At 33.7% G+C, this 17,654-nt stretch carries 10 protein-coding genes and 1 riboswitch; of the genes, 1 reads left to right on the forward strand and 9 read right to left on the reverse strand.

From position 1 onward, the window contains the following. Positions 1-7 precede the first annotated feature (7 nt). Entirely contained in the window at positions 8-2,329 is a 2,322-nt protein-coding gene (locus tag J3U20_RS09600; protein ID WP_160543033.1) for a C10 family peptidase, read from the forward strand. A 71-nt stretch (positions 2,330-2,400) separates the two neighbouring features. Here J3U20_RS09600 and J3U20_RS09605 read toward each other — a convergent pair whose 3' ends face one another. The 9 genes from J3U20_RS09605 to J3U20_RS09645 all read right to left on the reverse strand — a co-directional run bounded on the left by J3U20_RS09605 (position 2,401) and on the right by J3U20_RS09645 (position 17,550). Next, positions 2,401-3,666: an APC family permease gene (locus J3U20_RS09605; protein ID WP_160543032.1), complete on the reverse strand. Its 1,266-nt coding sequence runs from the start codon at positions 3,664-3,666 to the stop codon at positions 2,401-2,403. Positions 3,667-3,693: 27 nt separating this feature from the next. Next, on the reverse strand, positions 3,694-6,138 hold the full coding sequence (locus J3U20_RS09610) for a TonB-dependent receptor plug domain-containing protein (protein WP_160543031.1): 2,445 nt from the start codon (positions 6,136-6,138) through the stop codon (positions 3,694-3,696). Between the two features lie 106 nt (positions 6,139-6,244). Further along, positions 6,245-6,343, reverse strand: a riboswitch (SAM riboswitch). A 76-nt stretch (positions 6,344-6,419) separates the two neighbouring features. Beyond that, a complete protein-coding gene (locus J3U20_RS09615; RefSeq protein ID WP_160543030.1) occupies positions 6,420-7,568 on the reverse strand; it encodes an MFS transporter in 1,149 nt (382 codons plus the stop codon). A gap of 115 nt (positions 7,569-7,683) precedes the next feature. Further along, positions 7,684-10,215: an ATP-dependent Clp protease ATP-binding subunit gene (locus tag J3U20_RS09620; protein WP_160543029.1), complete on the reverse strand. Its 2,532-nt coding sequence runs from the start codon at positions 10,213-10,215 to the stop codon at positions 7,684-7,686. 160 nt (positions 10,216-10,375) lie between these two features. After that, positions 10,376-10,711 (reverse strand): DUF2149 domain-containing protein, encoded by a 336-nt coding sequence (locus J3U20_RS09625; RefSeq protein ID WP_105296926.1) that lies wholly within the window; start codon positions 10,709-10,711, stop codon positions 10,376-10,378. A gap of 2 nt (positions 10,712-10,713) precedes the next feature. Then, positions 10,714-11,310 carry a MotA/TolQ/ExbB proton channel family protein gene (locus J3U20_RS09630; RefSeq protein WP_160543028.1) on the reverse strand — a complete coding sequence of 199 codons (597 nt, stop codon included), beginning with the start codon at positions 11,308-11,310 and terminating at the stop codon, positions 10,714-10,716. 34 nt (positions 11,311-11,344) lie between these two features. Next, a complete protein-coding gene (locus J3U20_RS09635) occupies positions 11,345-12,037 on the reverse strand; it encodes a hypothetical protein (protein ID WP_160543027.1) in 693 nt (230 codons plus the stop codon). A 19-nt stretch (positions 12,038-12,056) separates the two neighbouring features. Next, positions 12,057-16,271, reverse strand: a complete 4,215-nt coding sequence (locus J3U20_RS09640; protein ID WP_160543026.1) for a cobaltochelatase subunit CobN — start codon at positions 16,269-16,271, stop codon at positions 12,057-12,059. A gap of 43 nt (positions 16,272-16,314) precedes the next feature. Then, positions 16,315-17,550 (reverse strand): T9SS type A sorting domain-containing protein, encoded by a 1,236-nt coding sequence (locus J3U20_RS09645; protein WP_160543025.1) that lies wholly within the window; start codon positions 17,548-17,550, stop codon positions 16,315-16,317. Between the last annotated feature and the right edge of the window lie 104 nt (positions 17,551-17,654).

Consider the following 17,654-nt stretch of genomic DNA (forward strand, 5'->3'; position numbering starts at 1 on the left):
AATTCCGATGAGATTAAAATATTCTATTTTAATTATAGCTATATTTATATCTTACACATTTTATAGTCAAGATATTTCTGAAAAAACTGCCCGTATTGTAGCCAATAATTTTTTAAATCAAAGGATTCAGTTAAAAAATTCAAACCACAATAAATTAATTAATATTACCAATCGTTTTGATAAAAAATACGATGGTTTCTACATTTTTAAAAGCTTAAATGGTTTTATAATAATTTCTTCACAAAGTGAAAACCACCCAATTCTAGCTTATTCATTTGATACAACTCTTAACCCGGAAGGAAATCAATCGCCCGAATTTTTATACTTTCTTAGAGAATACCAATCAGCAAACGAATATTTAAGAAAAAGTAAAATAAAAAAAATCGGCGAGGATAAAGAAAGATCTTTAATAAAAGAAGAATGGGACGCTTTACTTTATAGAAAAGAAATGCCTTTATCTAAAATGAATCATAAATACAATGAAATTCCTTTAACAAAAGATCCTTTGATTACAACAAAGTGGAGTCAAAATACATTTTATAATAAGTTGGTACCCAAAACTTATGAAAACCAATCTTGTCTAACGGGTTGTGTGGCTACCACTATGGCCCAAATTATGAAATATTGGAATTACCCTGTCAAAGGTAAAAGCTCTAATACCTATAAGATTCAAAATACTTATTATGATTGGAAAGGTAAAACATTAACAGCTGATTTTGCTAACACTACCTATTTATGGAATAATATGCCTACTTCCCTTTCCCTTACATCCACCACGCAACAAATCGATGCAGTTGCCACATTAATGCTTCACACCGGTATATCGGTTAATATGATTTACGGACCTAACAGTTCGGGGGCATTTAATAACTCAGTTTTAAAAGCATTGAAAAATTACTTTCAATACAGTTCGGATATAAAAATGGTTAATAAAGGAAATTATAGTAATCCCGAGTGGATAAAACTAATTAAGGATCAGCTAATAAAAAATTATCCTGTGTTTTATAAAGGAAGCAACAGGCAAGGAGCACATACCTTTATTGCTGATGGAATTGATAGTAACAACCTCATTCATTTTAATTTTGGTTGGGGCGGTTATGCAGATGGATACTTTCAATTATCTGAACCGGCAGGATATAAATCCAATCAAAGTGCAATAATAAATATACACCCTATTAATTATACTTGTTCTATACCTTCGGGTCTCACTACTTCGAATATATCTTCAACTGGTGTCGTATTAAAATGGAATAATATACCGGGAATTCTAAGTTATACTATTGAATATAAAACAAATAAAGAAGAAAATTGGAATACTAAAACCCTTGAATCAACCGACACCTTATACACCCTTACAGGATTAAAACCAAATACCTCATATAGTTGGAGAGTAAAAGCAAATTGCTATACTTCAAACAGTTCCAATTATGCTCAGTCTACATTCAATACCTTAATTTATCCAACTCCTACCCATCTGAGTGCTTACGATATTACTAGCAACAGCGCTATTTTAAAATGGGATGAAATGCCCGGGATTTCAAATTATACCGTTGAATATAAATCATCTTTAGAGTTAACCTGGACAACAGCTGCCATTGCAACTACAAATACATTTTTTCTTCTCTCAAAATTAAATGCAAATACCACTTATAATTGGAGAGTAAAAGCCAATTATTCTGCCTCTATCAGTTCCAATTTTGAAGAAAATTCATTCCGTACTTCTACTAATTGTGCAGCTAATTACGAACCTAATGATTCGTTTGAAACTGCATATCCTATAAACATCAATACTTTATATTCAGCTGCACTTGGCTCCAGTTATGATTTAGATTATTATAAATTTTCAATTTATAAAAAATCTACTATTGAAATTATTCTTAAAAACTTTTCTGAACATTATACTTTGGCTTTATATGATTCTTCAAAGAATTATATTACCCGTAGCACGAATACAGAGAATAATAAAGATCAATTTCAAATAAATTTAATTCCCGGATCATATTACATAATGGTTAAAGGATATAAAGATGCTTTTCTTGAAAATAAATGCTATGATTTAATCGTAAATCAAATTTTCAATGATAAAATTACTGATAACAATAACATAATCATATATCCTAATCCCGCTCATGAAACACTTAATATAAAAGGTGTTCCTTCAAATATTCAAAAATTTATAACATTAACTATATTTGATAATAGTGGAAAACTAGTTAAAAATGTACGACTTTTAATTGAAGACAAAATTTCTATAAATGTCTCTGATCTACAGCCCAATCTTTATATTATAAAAATTTTAGGAAAGAATTACAAATTCATAAAAAAATAAACCTAAGAATTACGTTAAAAAACCGAAAGACAAATCTTTCGGTTTTTTTTATATTCATTAAACTGATATTTTCAATCAACTCTTTTTTTATCAAAAAAATAAAGGGTCATACCGGCTCCTATGATTCCTAATCCAATAATACTCTCCCGAGGATGGTTGACAAAAGTAAAATACAAAATATAAAAGCTGAAAAGTAAAAAGATAACGGGCATTAGTAAAAAAATATTTCCTTTGAAAAGTACCCGATCTTTTTTCTTAATAAATAAAGAAGTACTCACGGCAGCCGTTGAAAGAAGTTGAAGTACAAATGCTGTGTAAATAAAAATTTCTTCAAATTTACCACTCAATATTATTAGTATACTAATAAGAGTATGAGCAACTACAGCCCAAATAGGTATTCGGTTTTTATTTTCTTTACCTAAATAACTCCAAAGATGATTTTCTTTTGCTGTTGCCTGGGTTACTCTCGATCCAACCCACAAATAGCCACTAATGGTTGAAACTAATTGCAATGCAATCAAATAACTTATCCATTTTACTCCCCGAACGCCTAAAATATTGGTAAATGCGATATTGGCAATGTCTTCTTTTCCTTCCATTTGTTCGATTGAAGCATGTTTTAAAAAAACAAAATTTACCAACACATAACTTACTGTTACAAAAACAGTTCCTATTATCAACGCTTTGGGAAGATTAACTTTTGGCTTTTCAATTTCTTCAACAATATAAGAGGCAGAATTCCAACCGGTATAGGCGTAGGTTACAAACACTAACGAACTGGCAAAAGCCGAAACGATAATTTCATGAGTCCAAGAATTATCCCATAATAATGCATTGGTAGGAGACGGACTTATCGAAATTCCAATTAAAATCAGTACTATAATGAATGCTACCTTAAGAACGGCAAATATATTTTGAAAACGACTGCTTACCTTTAGGCTGAAACATTGAAATATAGCAATAATAATGATAATGAGAATAGCTGTACTTCTTTCATTTTCAAAACCCAAATATTTAGCCATAGCTAATGCCGCTAAAGCAATCGGACCGGAGAAACCAACTATAAGCGATACCCAACTGGTGATGTAACCCATGATAGGATGATAGGTACGAGAAAGATAAATATAATCTCCTCCCGATTGCTTAAAATGAGCTCCCAATTCCGCGTAGATAAAAGCACCTATTAAAGCCAGTATTCCCCCGATTGTCCATAAAAGAATAATGGTAAACGTATTGTGTAATTCCGGAACTTGATATCCTAAACTTGTAAACACTCCCGTTCCTACCATATTGGATATGACTATGGCAGTTGCTGTCTTCCAGCCTATTTTTTTCATATTTATTTTAAATATATAAGTCTAATTTTAGAAATTCATAGAAAGCTTAGTAAACCAATTAGCTCCGGTTGTACCCATCTGTACCGGTGCATACTTGAAAACATTATAATAAGAATTTTCATAGATTTGCTTATCCGGAAATACATCAAAAATATTATTCCCGCCCATCGTTAATATTAAATCTTTTCGTATGGAATAACTGATACTAAAATCGGTTACTAATTTAGGATCGTGATGTTGTACCGAACCGTATGGGTAACCATCTCTCGTAACTTTACCGAAATAGGTATTTCTTACTAATAAATTCCATTTCGAAACTGAGTAATTGAAGCTTAAAGTTGCCTTTGCTTTTGGACTTAAAGATTCAATTATATTGGTTTGATCGGGACCGAAATATTCATTTCTGTCTCCTTCAAAAACTTTGGGAAAATGATAATCAACAATTTCTGTTTCTGTATAGTTTCCTGATAAACTTATATCCAGATTTCCCCTTCCTAAACCAACTTTATATGTGGCCACTATATCAATACCTTTCGTTTCCGTATCCACAGCATTAGTAAAAAATCGTGCTCCTTCCACTCCATAAGATTCTACTTTTGCATTAACAAATTCACTCGTGAGTACAATACGATCTTTAACTTTGATATAGTAAGCATCAGCGGTTACATATATTTTTTTAGAAGGTTTAAATGTTAAACCGGCACTCGCATTTATAGATTTTTCTTCTTTAAGTTTATCAATACCTAAAGCTTTTGCCAAAGGACTGTCATTTCTAAATATACCTTTAGAAACAACTCCTGATCCCGACGATGAGATACTGGAAAAAGAATTATTGAAATATTGCTGTTGAAGAGACGGGGCTCTGAATCCATTACTGAAAGCTCCCCTTACAGCAAATCCGTTTACATATTCATAACGCACCGCCAACTTTCCTATCCAAGAATTACCAAAATCGGAATAATGCTCATATCTTCCTGCCAAATCACCGGAAAATTTTCCTTTTTTAAATGCTACATCCGCATAACCGGAGGCATTATTTCTGTCCTCTTTTAACGCATTTTCAGGAGAAAATCCTATAAAACCTTGTGCTCCCCCCTCTCCCAGTATATCGGTGGGAAGAGTAGATGCTGTTGCCGGATTACCAAATTTATCGTAACGCATCCATGAGCCTTCTTCACCGGCCTTTATTCTATACTGTTCGTATTTAAATTCTCCTCCGAAGGCAACGGAAAGAAGTGTATTTATTTTTTTAGAAATATCCAGATTGATAGTATTTTGCATAAACTCATGTCCCCCGGCTTTAAATTCCGTTGGAGAATGTATACCCAACGAAGCGTTGTTTGTATGCGTAGCCTTATAATTAAAAAGGTTTTCTCCAAAGGTATTACTTATATCTACCATCCAATTATTATGCATATATCTTATTCCCGTAGAGTTAGAAATATCATAAATAGTGGATTTTAATAAAGGTTGAAATCCTATCGGATAAAGTTCTTTAACTACATTAGTTTTTTCACTGGGAAGTCTTCGGAATTCAGCTCCTTCTCCTTGTCTTAAACTTGCTCCGCCGAATGAATAGAACTCATACTTTTCGGATAATGGATAAATGGAATTTATAAAAAACTGTTGATTTTTAATTTGAGCATCTCCTGCCCTGAAACGGAAGTCTTTTTGGGTTAAACCCATTTCTGCCATAATTTTTTCATCGTTTATTCTGGCCTGATCGGGATCCGGTGCAAAATCATAGGCAAAGTTATCGCCAAACTTGTCCAGATTATTATCATAAGAACGATTGGTTTTATTTCTTTGGCTGACTACAAAAGAAAGATTGATACTTCCTCCTTTATCTCCTAATTTAGCCCCGTAATTTCCGCTAAAATTGTAAGTTTCCCCGTCATTTCTATTGGTTAATCCATAGGTGATGGATGCCGAGCCGCCCTCATTCTTTTTTAAAATAATATTAATTACACCGGCAATGGCATCCGAACCGTATTGAGCTGCAGCACCATCTCTCAAAACCTCTATTTTTTCTATTGCTGAAACGGGTATGGCACTTAAATCTGTACCCACAGATCCGTTACCTACTGTATTTTGATAGTTGACTAATGAGGTAGTATGCCGTCTTTTTCCATTCACTAATACCAGAACCTGATCGGGACCCATACCTCTCAAGGTAGCCGGATCAATATGTTCCGTTCCATCGGAAGAAGATTGGCGAACTGAATTGAATGAAGGTACTAAATAATTTAATAAGTCGTTAACGGTTAATTGAGGAGATGCCTTTTCTATTTTCCTGACATCTATTACATCTATGGCAACGGGAGAATTTACTTTGGTTCGTTCTGAACTTCTGCCACCGACTACAACAATCTCTTCAAGATCAAGGGAATCTACGGCTCGTTTTTCTTGAGCATCCACATAATTGGTAAATTCTAAAATTAAACTTACCATTAACAAAGAAACTTTTTTCATTATCTTTCTTACAGTTAGTAAATTATATTTATTAAAACTGTATCAAGAAAAACCGGAAAGGAAAAAAGAAATTATTCACAACTCAACATACTCACAACTCGCGAATCACTCATCTTTCCCCTCAGGGCTGGAATTAGCACCAAGCCTAAGCAGGCCGGTTGCCAAGGTTTCACAGGGCCAGTCCCTCCACCTTTCTTGATAAGTGATGTAAATATACCATAATTTTCATAATAAAATAATTTTATATTATATTATTTTACCTCTAAGATAAAGAAATATATTTACTTTATCTTAAAAAATCTTACCAAGAAAATTATTCCTATTCCAAATAAGGAAATGAAAGTAAAAGATATTTGTAATGAAAATTTTTCAGCTAAAAAACCAATGCAAGGAGGGCCTAGAAAAAAACCGATAAAACCAATGCTGGTAATAACTGTAAGCGCTTGTTCGGGCGAAGCAGTTTTTGAATTTCCCGCTAAGGTATATACTAAGGGTACGACTGCAGATATTCCCAGTCCAACAATAACGAACGAAAGAAGTGTAGTTAGTAATGTTGGAAATAGAACAGCACAGATCATACCTATAAAAATTAAAGATCCGCTGATGATCAACGTAATTTTTGAACCGAATTTTCGAACTACAAAATCAGAAATGAATCGTCCGCAAGCCATGGCTGCCATATAGGCAGTCAATCCATATCCGATATATTTTTTATCGGCTTTCACTATATTCCTCATATATTCATTGGACCAATCGGTCATCGTTCCTTCAGAAACCATAGCAAAAAAAGCTAGAAATCCTAAGACAATAAGATTTTTATCAACTCTGATAAATTTTGATTTTTTTGGTAATTCCATTGATTCTTCTTTGGATTCATCCGGCAACAAGTATCTGAATAACCAAAGGGAAACCAGAATTCCTATGGAAGAATATAAAATAAAATGCTCAGAAGGTGGTATGTTTTTAGCAATCATTACCGCTCCTAACCAAGAAGCAAAAAAACCTCCAATGCTCCAAGTACCGTGCATGGAGCCTATTATTTGACCTTTATAGGATTTTGACACATTAACAGCTTGTGTATTGATAGCTATATTGGTTAAATTACCTATGGCCCCGTAGGCTATTAAATTGAGTTTCAATTGCCATAATTCACCGCAAAATCCAATCCCGATTAAAAATATAAAGTAAAGAATGATAAATATAAGGGTTGATTTTTTACTTCCCAGCTTTTTTATTAAATTACCCGCAAAAGGTAACGTAATAAGTGTTCCGATTGATAAAAATAGTAAAACCAATCCCCAGTTGGAATCGGAAACATTCATCGATAATTTAATCGTTGGAATTCGTGAAGCCCAGGTCGCGGAACTGCCTCCAAAGAAAAAAAATAAAAGGGTTACAGCCATTCTGGGCAAATGCTTTTTGTTTATCATTAGTAATTCTCTCGGATTTTTTATGGATTGTAACTATTTATTAACTACTCCGGTATTTATAAAATAAAAAAAACCTGCTTGATACAATCAAACAGGCTGTTCATTAATTTAAACTTTATTCATTAGTCGGAGATTCTTTTTCAACCTCCAGTATTTTAATTTCCGTACTGTCTTTTTCTTTATTTAATCCAATATAGAGATGGTCTCCATCATGTATCGATGAATTGATAATTTCTTCAGCGATCACATCTTCCACATATTTCTGGATCGCTCGTTTAAGCTGACGTGCACCGAAATTTTTGTCCCATCCTTTTTCAATGATGAATTCTTTAGCTTCCGGAGATAATTCTACTTCATATCCAATTTTAGCAATTCTATCGTACACATTTTTCAATTCTAAATCTATAATTTTGGATATATCTTCCTTTTCCAAATTATTAAAGATGATAACATCATCGATCCTATTTAGGAATTCAGGCGCAAAAGTTCTCTTTAAAGCGTTTTCTAAAGTAGATTTTGCTCTTATATCGGAAGATGATTTTTTGGCAGAAGTTCCAAATCCAACACCGTCACCGAATTCTTTGAGTTCACGAGTTCCGATATTGGAAGTTAAAATGATTATTGTATTTCTAAAATCTATTTTTCTTCCCAAACTATCCGTAACATGTCCGTCATCTAAAATTTGCAAAAGGATATTAAATACATCCGGATGTGCTTTTTCAATTTCATCTAAGAGGATTACAGCATAAGGTTTTCTTCTTACGGATTCTGTCAATTGCCCTCCTTCTTCATATCCTACATATCCCGGAGGAGCTCCTACTAATCTAGATACGGCAAATTTTTCCATATATTCACTCATATCTATTCTAATGAGAGCATCATCTGAATCAAATAATTCTCTGGCAATAACTTTTGCTAATTGAGTTTTTCCAACTCCGGTTGCTCCTAAGAATATAAATGTACCTATAGGCCTGTTAGGATCTTTTAATCCGGCACGGTTTCTCTGAATGGCTTTTACTACTTTGTTGACCGCTTCGTCCTGACCGATAATTTTACCTTTCATCAAATCTTTCATTTGAGCAAGTTTTTTAAGCTCTCCTTCTGCAACTCTTTGTACAGGTACACCGCTCATCATTGAAACTACCTCTGCAACATTATCTTCGGTAACAATCTCCCGATGTTCTCTTGAAGATTTTTCCCATTCTCTTTGTGCATTCGCTAATTTAGTTTCAATCTCTTTTTCGGTATCTCTTAATTTTGCAGCTTCTTCATATTTTTGGCTTTTAATTACCTTAGTCTTTTCAGCTCTGATTTTTTCTAATTCTTTCTCATAATTAACTATTTCCTTTGGAACTTTGATATTTTTAATATGGACTCTTGATCCCGCTTCATCGAGCGCATCAATCGCTTTATCCGGTAAATATCGGTCGGTAATATATCTTGTAGTAAGATTTACACAAGCTTTAATTGCCTCCTCGGTATAAGTTACATTATGATGTTCTTCGTATTTATCTTTAATTTGATTTAATATGATAATGGTTTCTTCCGGAGAAGTTTGTTCTACCATTACTTTTTGAAATCGTCTTTCTAAGGCGCCGTCTTTTTCAATATATTGCCTATATTCATCCAAAGTAGTCGCTCCGATGCATTGTATCTCTCCTCTTGCTAATGCCGGTTTGAACATATTGGAAGCATCTAAAGAGCCTGTGGCTCCTCCGGCTCCTACTATGGTATGGATTTCATCAATAAAGAGAATAATATCCGAGTTTTTCTCAAGCTCATTCATGATGGCTTTCATTCTTTCTTCAAATTGTCCTCTATATTTAGTACCTGCAACCAGTCCGGCTACATCTAGGGTAACTACTCGTTTGTTGTATAAAACACGAGAGACCTTTTTTTGAACAATTCGTAAAGCGAGGCCTTCTGCAATGGCTGATTTACCGACTCCGGGCTCTCCTATTAACAAAGGATTATTCTTTTTTCTTCTGCTTAATATCTGAGAAACTCTTTCAATTTCTTTTTCCCTTCCTACTACCGGATCTAAACGACCTTCGAGTGCAGCGGTGGTTAAATCTCTACCGAAATTATCTAATACCGGTGTTCTGCTTTTCGAAGGATTGGATCTGCTTCCTTTAGGTGCTTCGTATTGATTTCCTTCACTAATGCCTTCTTCTTCAGAAAATTCATTGGTGGGTTGTTCCGTAAAATCTTCTTGAAACTGAAATCTATATTCTTCTTTAAGGATGTTAGCATCGATATTATACTTTTTGAAAAGCTGGGTTACCGGATCGCTTTCTATCCTCAAAATGCATATCAATAAATGTATGGTTTCTATTTCCGGGCTTCTAAAAAGCTTAGCTTCTAAAAAGCTTGTTTTTAAAGCTCTTTCGGCAGCTTTAGTAAACGGGATGCGATTCCTGTCTACTTTTATACTTATTTCAGGTTTATTAAGATTTTCTATTTTTCTCCTTAAGTCACCTAAATCAACATTTAAACTTTGAAGTATGGTAATAGCTTTGCTGTTACCTTCACGTAAGATACCCAGTACAAGATGTTCCGTCCCTATATGGTCATTACCTAATCGTAATACTTCTTCATTGCTGAAGCTTATTACATCTTTGACTTGTTGTGAAAAATTTTCGTCCATGTATGACTTACTGTTCTATATATTAATATTTTACGATTTGAATCTTGCATTTATCATGCCACTTTACTTATCGGTTATTTTGTCATATTCCTTGATAAAGTAAAATATTTTTTTCTGATAAATGTACTCTATTATTTTAAAATATCATATAATGTCGGAACTATTTCTCGGGTACGTATATTATTTCTCCATTTTCCAGTTCATAAGCTATCCCTACTTTTTTCCCTTTTTTACCTGTGGATTTCTCTTGGGACGGGGTATACTTGTTTATTTTATTTCCTTCTTTGGTTATTATTTCCATATCTTCTTTTCCCGGATTTTTAACAACGGTAAAATCTTCATTGGAAAATACTTCACCCATATTTAAATTCATAACCATGGCAACCATAAGAGCAACGGCAAAAACCATAGCTACATCAAATAGGTTTACAATGACACTAAGCGGATCGGTATCTTCTTCTTTTAGAAATCTGTTAATTCTTCTTCGCCTTTTCATTCTTAATTTACATTACCCGTTACTACTCTTGCTACATAATCTAAATTGTTAACTTCTTTTGCATACCATCGTTGTTTAACTTGTAAAGTTACTAATCCGATTGCGCTTACTACCAATCCCACCACAGTTGTTGCAAAAACTACTTGCATGTTATACGCCATACCGGAAATATCCCCAGAGGACAGCCCAACCAGTGCCGGACTCATGGCTATCAGAGTACCGATTAAGCCTAAGACAGGTCCGAGTTTTGCAAGCATTTTTGATAAGGAAAGGTCTTTATCTACTTCATTTTCAAAATTGGAAATGGTAAAATCGGCATAGGCTTCATGGGTGGTATTTTCCAATAATGTCCTTAAATATTTTATATATAAGGAATTGTTTTTTGAAGGCAAGGTTGCTCGTAAATCTTTTAATTTTTCTTGAGTAAGGTTTTCAATAACCGGATTTATCTTTTTATCGTTATTCCTTTTAACGATAAATTGATTGTAAAAGCTTCCTAAAAGAAGCAATGAACGAGCGAACAATATTAGTAAGATGATGATATCGGGAATTAATAAACTATTCGCTACCCAAAATAATACTTTTGATATAATTTCCATATTTATTAGTTATTTTAATTTTTTCTTTTAGTGTTTAACAATTTTTCCATTTAGTTAACCTCCATTTAATTTTATTTCCTAAAAATCCTATTAGAAAAAAGAAAATGAATAGTCCCATCGATAAAAGTATATAGTTAACATTTATGGTTTCTTCTGAGGATTTATATACTATTTTTCCATCAACGGTGGTTATGAGTCCTAGTATACAAATGATTAAGCTCACCATAAAATGTATTTCAAGTCTTAAATCAAATTCCGGAATCAGTTTTTTAAGAGTTATGACAGCTAAAACCATACATAAAATAACGATTGATGCATAAAGGATTGCCATGGTTAAAAAGTGGAAACCGGTAAAGGTAAATGCGGCTTGAGTCAATCCATAAAATAAAACTAAAAAAAGCAAAATTCCCGGATAATATTTTAACATTAATCGAACTATCTTATGTTTTTTACTTCCAAACCGTCCCATTAGTGCTGCAAAACAGAAAGCAAAACATACCGCCGATTCTACCGTAACTACTACGGACATGTTTTGCATCATCACATGATCAGCTAAAAAATCTTCTATCTGTGTTTTAGATTGCTTAATGGCTACGGGATAAATTAAAAGTATATAGACTATGTATACTAGCATCATTAAGGCTATTTGCCCTATTTTCCAAAAACTTAGCTTAATAATGCTATTTAATAGGATAAGAGCCATTAATAAATGTATGATGAGTTCCATAAAATAATATCCTTTGATCTTAACCGTTTTTTCTTCTTTTCCTTATATACATTAATAGTGAAAGGGCAACAATGCTTATAACCGTAACTATAATTACTCCATTGACTGCTGTTTTTTCTGATTTATTAACTCCTTTGGAAACTTCTTCTTTTTTCAAAACCATCCCCTCTTTAGAATCTGATGAAGATTCTCCTATTTTCATTTTAGTTACTTGTTGCTTATATTCTGTAGATTGCTGAGGTGTAACTTTATTTGAAATATAATCCTGGAGTTTTTTATTATTTCCGGAAAATCCTGCTCCTGAATGTCCAAATTCTTTCACAACTTGTGTATGTACGAGAGCCGTTTGTTTTATTTGTTCTTCAGTGGCTTTCCACATCCCTTTTCTTGAAGTTTCAAGCATGATTGCTGTAATTTCTTCTAAGGCTGCCGGACTCACTTTTTTGAAAAATTCTTTGGTTCCTAAATTAGTTTTATCGGTTACATAGGTATCATAAATCTGATCCCACATCTCATTATCGATCACATCGGGCTTCATTACATTCCAACCGTAGGTATTGGTTATAACCTCTGTTATATCGGCCGCGCTGGATGCTCCCCCTTTCATCTTCTCTTTAATATAGGCAGGATTGAAGATGGTGGTACGAGCTTCTACTCCTATAGCTTCTTTCAATTCTTGCATTTTGAAATTAGTATGATTTCTGTAGTCTGCAAAATAGGCATCGGGATCTTTACCTGTAACATTTCGAATGGCTAAATTCATTCCTCCCATAAACTCGTATACATGATCTAGACTTAAAGCTCCCCAAGTATTGCTTTGTCTTGGATGAACAACCATATCTGTATTTTTTAGTACAGCTTTTAGCAATCCCTTGTGAAAATCACCCCAATTTTTATCACTGCCGTATATTGCTCCCATATTATTGATATAGGTTTCTGCTATTTCTTTTTCATCTTCCCATTTATCTCCGCTGGTTACCATTTCTTGAATTCCTGTTCCATACATTCCGTTAACTCCTCCGAATATTCGTTGCGTTGAAATCTGACGGGCTTCTTGAGGAGGTACTCCTTCATCGACTAAACTTTTTTCTATATCCAGAGTGCTTTGAGCTACTAAATTTTCATAGCTGGAATCTTTTGCAGATGCGGCCATTTCCACTGCTCTTGATAGTAATGCCAAACGGGAAGCTGCCAGATCTCTAAATTGTCCTGAAGTTTGCACCACTACGTCAATTCTCGGTCTTCCTAAATCTTTGGATTCAATTAGTTGTAAATCGGATACTCTTCCGAAGGCATCACGAACCGGTTCAACTCCCAACATATATAAAACTTGCGCTATGGTTGTTCCTTCGCTTTCAATGAATTCACTGCTCCAAAAGGTATAATTCACTTTTTTAGGATACGTTCCATGCTTTGCTTTGTATTGTGCCAAAGTTGCATTAACAAGTTCCTTTCCTCTGTCCCATGCTATTTCGGTAGGGGTGGATTCTGCATTAATGGAATACAAATTTCTACCTGTAGGAACTCCGTTCGGATTCGCCACAGCATCTCCTCCTGAAGAAGGTTCAATATAGCCTCCGGATAGTGCATTGATTAATGCTTTAAATTCCAACTCCGGACTTTCTTCTAAACTTTTTTCGTATTTCTTTATGTTGGTTATAGTTCTTTCAATTTCAACAATGGCTCTTGCTCTAGATTTTTGCTCTTTGGTATAAGTCATCTTTTTATTAGCCATTCCATGCATAGGCTTTTTCTCTGATTCCTTTGGAGCTGTATGTGCAACTTGTTGCGAAGAGGTATTTTTGGATTGACCTGAAGAGTTTTCCATTTTAGAAGGTTTGCCTGCGGTACTTTTAGTACTTTTTTTAAACGTTCTTTTTGGAGGCGAAATAATCATTTTAGACTGTTCCAATTCTTTTTCATCAATTCCGGCAACGCTGCAAATAAATGCAGGACTCGCTTCTTTTCCTGATAAGATTTGATTAACTATATTTTTGGCTACGTCTAAATATCTTTGTTTAAAATATACTTTATTTTTGAGTTGTTTTTCGGTTACTTTTCCTCTTTGTTTATCCAAGGCGGCCAGACTATAAGCAATTGGATCTGTACTCATTGCCTGAACGGTTGATATGATTTTATCTTTAGTATAGGGTACTCCGGAAGTATAAAGATGCCCGGACATTTTTTCATTGGAAATTTCTTCGGCAAAATTTTCTATTCTTTCTATCTCTTCTAAATTATAGGGTTTGGTTGCTATACTATCTAAACGCAAATCTCTGTGCAATCCCATTTTTACCGCTATTTTCTTTACTTCAAGGGATACTAACGGCTGATTGGATTCTTCGGATTTATAGTAATATTGTATCTTATCTTGCAATTCTTTAAATTGAGAACGGGTTTGACTCTCCATAAATGCAGGAGTTAGATAAGATAGTAAGGTGGCATAGGAACGTCTTTTAGCCATCATACTTTCTCCGATATTTCCAATGGTATAATAATAAAAATGTGGCAAGGTTCCGACTAGTCTATCCGGCCAATCTTCATTGCTCAGGGCAATTTGTTTTTGAGGAGTAAACTCCAGACTTCCATGAGTTCCAAAATGAATCAACGCATCGGCTTGGAATCCGTGCTGTACCCAAAGATAGGACCCAATATAGGTATGAGGAGGAGCTGTTTTTGCTCCATGGATTATGGCAAAGGTATCATCTCCCAATCCTGCCATAGGTTGAGGTAATAGTACAATATTTCCGAATTGAACTCGTGAAACCGCTAAATACGATTTTTCACCTATATTTTTACTCATGTAATTACCCGGAGCTTCTCCGTAAACCACTGTAACTTCGGCATATTTTTCGGGGGTAAGTGTTTTTTTTGCCCAGTTTTCATACGTTGTTTTATCAATCAATTCGGGATTGCCATTTTTCAAGTATTCATCAAAAGCTCCTTGGGCGTAAGTACTCATTACAGAACCTTGGGTCATCAATATTTTTTCAAAATCTTGTACATTTTCGGGTAAATTATCTACTTTATATCCTTCTTTTTTTAATCGTTTTAAAAAATTATAAAGTGAAGGAACAGTTTCTAGTCCTTGTGCGGTTAAGGATTCTTTACCGGGTCCTTTATAATAGTAGATGGCTATTTTTTTATCTTCATTTTTTTTATGTTTTAACTCTACAAAATTGTGAATGATTTGTACAAAATTTTGGAGTCTTTCGGGCACTGTTTTAAATAAATAAAGATTGTTATCTGTTAATTCTTGGGTATTTAAAACGTATGGATATATAGATCCATCCAATTCAGGCATAACTACACTTTGTGAGAGGAAACCTCCCATCATTCCCATGGGATCTTTAAGCCATTCTTCTTTAGTTTTTAATATGGTAAGTGGCGTAAAGACAGGAATATTTCTTTGTTTTAACCAGTTTACTGCTTCTTCTGCTTTTCCCAGCGCTAGTCTTCCGTGTGCGAAATGTATAACTGCATCCGGTTGAATTTCCTTTAAAAATTCCAACCTCTCAAATGTGGAGGATATGGGATATACATTAAATCCTTTTTTTTGTAAAGAAACGAGTAAGCTGTCCAGGTTATCTCTATTTCCACTATACGGATCATTTAATCCACCCAAAATGACAACTTTGGGCGCGCCCTCTTTATAAAAATTATTTTTCTTTAAGTAATTTTCGTATTCATTTACATTTTTAAAAGCCAAGTCTTCATCTAAATGATACAATACATCTTCTGCAGTCTCAACTATGGGGCTCGGTTCCGTAACAAAAAATATCTTTTTATCTATATTTTTACGTATATATCTGGCAAGGCTTTGATAATTTTTTTTGTTTCCACTATCCATAAATGCTTCTACCGCTTTCATCCGTGTGCTGTCTAAATTGCACAGATTATTTTCGGGATTGGTTGCTCGGTATATATAAAAGGGTTTACCGTCTTGCATAATTTTTTTTAGCTGCTCCCTTTCTTCCGCAGATGCTTTCATTCCCATACCGAATCCTAAAATAAAATCGTACTTTTTTAATTTAGATAAATCTTCTAAAGAAACTTCTTCGTATTGAATGAAGGGGTCTTTATTGGATTGAATGAGACTGGTGGTTTGAAATTTTTGAAAGTTTACTAAAGCTACTTTTGTTGGTGAGGCAGTTTTATTCCAAATGATCCAACTTGCCATTAGTAATACTAATATACACACTATTATACTCAATAAGAGCTTCTTTTTTTTCATTTTCATAATATTTATGTAAGCCTGATTTTTCTTTGATAAACGTTTATTTGACAATGATTTTTTTGGTCGCTTTATGATCTCCTACTTTGAAAACGAGAATGTAAATTCCGGGTGTTAAGGCAGATAAATTCAATTCTTTTGAATAAAAACCGGCTTGCCCCAAGATTTTATCTTCGTACATTTTCTTACCACTTAAGCTATATATGGATAATTCTGCCTTATTTGCATTGGAATTTTTAATATCATATAGTAAGGTAGCCGTTTTATTTACTATTGGATTAGGATAAACCGTAAAGGAAGAATGATCTGTCAATTCTTCTATTCCTAAGTTATTTATTTTTTTATAAGTGAAATTGATAGTTCCTGTAGCTGCTCCTCCAAAATCCGTAAACCATAATTCATATAAGCTCGTTGTTTGATCTTTTTCTGTTTTAACGTAATATTTATTTTTTGGAATTACGTATGAATAACCGGATAGTTCCTTCCATCGGTCTCCTATGGTATTAATCTCTTTTTTAAAATTTTCATTTTGAAGTTCAGTTTGGTCGCCTTCTAGTTTTTTAGCAACGGCAACGTGAGTATTTTGTAATGCTCCTGTTACAGAAACATAATCTATGTTTTTATAGAACGAAGTATATTTTGTAAAAAGCAAATCCCAATCTGCATCCAATGGAATTGTATCTACCAATTTATTATTTTTCAATGAATAATAGTTAAACATTTTTCCTTCACCTGTGGAATTTAAGATTGTAAAGGATCGATCTGAACTCCATGATGTTCCTTCCCAAATGGCATATTTACAAGTATATCCTTTAAAATAATCTTCAATCATAAATTTCATAAGAGTTCCATCGTCATATTCTAATACAAATATGATAGAACCCACTACATGATGGGTGGGCATAAAATATTCTCCCCATCCGTAGGTTGCCGAACCGTTATCGAACGCTCCTTTTTCCCATTTAACCTCGCTATTATATAATTTTTTCCATTGTTGTTTCTTAGATACATCAATGCTATTCCAATCTGAAGCTGCATTTGCTGCTTCATAAACTTTAATGCGTGCATCATTCACGCGTGTAGCAAAACTTCTGGCATCTTTTCTTAGAAAAGCTAAGTCCCAATCTGTTGTGGGCAGGGTAATTTGATTATTAGAACCCAATTGAAAATATACTTGTTGGGTATAAGAAGAGCCTAAGGAAAGAGCGATATTTTTTTCTTGAGCATGTACGGTAACTTGTACCATAAACCATACTATAAGCAGTATAGTCCTTTTCATAATCAATAGATTTAAGTTTTTATTCTATTTTTATTTAGGGCAAATATAATTATTATTTAGATTTATTCTCAATAATATTTAGATTTATTCTAAATTATTTTTAC

Origin of the sequence: Apibacter sp. B3919 (assembly GCF_026537405.1) — a bacterium.
Lineage (GTDB): Bacteria > Bacteroidota > Bacteroidia > Flavobacteriales > Weeksellaceae > Apibacter.